Origin of the sequence: Aequorivita marina (assembly GCF_031631895.2) — a bacterium.
In the GTDB taxonomy this organism is placed as follows: Bacteria; Bacteroidota; Bacteroidia; order Flavobacteriales; family Flavobacteriaceae; genus Aequorivita; species Aequorivita marina.
Genome location: NZ_JAVMBW020000030.1, coordinates 1 through 2,714, shown reverse-complemented (window position 1 = coordinate 2,714; position 2,714 = coordinate 1). Strand labels below are relative to the sequence as shown.

The following is a 2,714-nucleotide window of genomic DNA, read 5'->3' as shown; positions in this document are numbered from 1 at the left end:
CAGCCCCGCGAAGACTATCGCCTTACCTACCACCTAACCGAGGCAGAGGCCATCAGTGGCAATGCCCCAATTGCCGACCCAGAAGCCTATACCAATGAGACCAACCCCCAGACCATCTGGGTACGCCTAGCCACCAACGACACCGACTGCTTCAAGGTAGGAAGTTTTGAGCTGGTGGTAAAGAATGGCCTGCCCATCGTAGACCCAGAGCCCTTGGTGCAATGTGATGACCTTGGCGAACCCTTTGACGGAGTCACCACCTTTGACCTAACCCAGAAGAACGGCGAGATAACCGATGGGGTGCTTACCCAAGGCGTATCGTACTTTGTAAATGCGGAAGATGCCCAGAACAACGAAAACCCAATTGATCCCGATACCGCTTACGAAAACACAACCAACCCACAGATAATCTATGTACGCGTAGAGGATAGCGACAGCGCGTGCATTGCCCTTACCACGTTAACCCTTCGCGTAACGGCCAATCCCGAGCCAGTCACGCCAGACCCCATTGCCCTTTGTGATGAAAACGTAATCATCCCTCCAGGCCCTTATGACCAGACAGAACTCTTTGACCTTACCCAGCGCGAAGACCAGATCCGCAATGGGAACACTGATTGGACCTTGGGCTACTATGAAAGCTATGACGATGCCGTCAATGAGGAAAATGAGATTGTGGCCCCAGAGCGCACCGCCTACCAGAACACGACTAACCCACAGATCATCTACGTGCGAACCACCAATCCCGACTCCAAGTGCTTTGAAATTGTGGAGCTGGAACTAGTGGTAAACCCCTTGCCAGATGCCAGTGCCCCAGTTTCAGACTATATCATTTGCAGTCCTGATAACAGCGGTATCGGCATCTTTGACCTTACCACCAAGATTCCTGAGATCCTTGGAGAGCAATCTGCCCCGCCCTTTGCGGTAAGCTTTTACCTAGATCCGGACGATGCGGAGAACCAAACGGGAGCAATTGTAAACCCCCAGGCACACCAGAACAAGGACGCAGACAACAACCCCATTAACCCGCAGACCATCTACGTGGGTATCTTAGATACCGATACGGGCTGCTATATTGGCGGAGTACAAAGCTTTGAGCTCATCGTACAGCGAGGTGCTGAAGCAACGGCCCCTACGGAACCCTTCGTTATTTGTGATAACCTACCCCCGCAGGACGGTCATGCCGAATTTGACTTGGAAGACCTGAGCAACCAACAGGTGGCTGCCCTTCGCGCCGGTATCCTAGGCGATCAAGACCCGGATGTTTACCTGATTAGCTTCCATGAGACCCCAGAACATGCCGAGGCGGGGACCGACCCGATCACCTTTCCGTATGTAAACCTGATCAACCCACAACGGATCTATGTACGGGTTACCAACACCGACAACCAATATGAGCCCCAGTGCTATGCTGTGGCGGAGCTCGTTCTAAAAGTAGAGCGACTTCCTGAAATAGAACTAGAGGATCAATACCGCCTTTGCGTAGATGAGAACGGAAACCCAATTGCCGGAGAAGACGGCGGCGCCTCACCACCGGTAATTGACACCGGCCTAGACCCAGCGCTGTTCACCTTTGTATGGGAACTGGACGGTGTAATCATCCCTGGAGAGACCGGCCCCTCGATCATTGCAATGCAAGGCGGGGAATACACGGTAACCTATACCAGTATCGAATCTGGCTGCTCCAACAGTGTCAGTACCACGGTAACGGTCTCCTCGCCGCCCTTGGTCTATGGAGCCGAGGTGGTGAGCGCCGCCTTTGCCGACAACCATACTATTGAGGTCACCGTTAGTGGCAACGGCGACTATGAGTACCAGTTGGACGACGGGCCATTCCAGGACAGTCCGATCTTTGAAGGCGTGTCTCCCGGAACCCATATTGTTACCGTACGCGACAAAGGAGGTTGTGGCAGGGTAACGATAGTAGTGGGGGTGATAGACTACCCGCCTTTCTTTACACCTAATGAAGACGGCTATCACGACACCTGGAACATTTTGGGCATTGGTACGGGCGACCCCCAAGCCAAGATCTATATCTTTGACCGCTTCGGGAAACTACTCAAGCAGCTTAGCCCACTGGGCCCAGGATGGGATGGCACCTACAACGGCAATCCGCTACCCTCGAGCGACTACTGGTTCCGCGTGGAGTACCAGGAGAACGGACAATCCCGCGAGTTCAAAGGACACTTTACGCTAAAACGATAACAAAAGACTATGTATATTAAGAAACTTCCCCTTATCCTATTCTTACTGGCCTCGTTCTATGGATTTTCCCAGGACGGGATCCCGGTTTATTCGGATTATTTTTCGGACAATCTGTACCTGCTGCACCCCTCTATGGCNGGTGCAGCTACGCACAACCAGGTGCGTCTTACAGCGCGACAACAGTGGTTTGATATGGAAGAGGCACCCAACCTGCAGACCCTGAGTGCTAATATTCGGTTGGGGGACCGCTCAGGGATCGGGGCCATTGTTTTCAACGACCGGAACGGGTACCACTCGCAGACGGGCGGTTACCTTACCTATGCGCACCACATCATGTTCTCGCGAAGCGAGGCGGACCTGAACCAGCTTTCCTTTGGGCTTAGCGCTGGGCTTACCCAGCAGAAGCTTGATGAGACCAGCTTTCCGTTAGAGGACTACGACCCGGTGATAGCTGGTATTGTGCAGAGCACTTCGTACTTTAACGTTGACGCTGGAGTGTCGTACAATTTTTT

General features: G+C 53.1%; 2 protein-coding genes. Both read left to right on the top strand.

The genetic code is table 11. The annotated features are described in order from the left end of the window. On the top strand, positions 1–2,202 hold a 2,202-nt coding region (locus QPK98_RS15535), incomplete at its 5' end, for a T9SS type B sorting domain-containing protein (protein ID WP_310994392.1). Between the two features lie 9 nt (positions 2,203–2,211). Beyond that, positions 2,212–2,714: PorP/SprF family type IX secretion system membrane protein (locus QPK98_RS15530; protein WP_310994391.1), on the top strand; the 503-nt coding region annotated here is incomplete at its 3' end.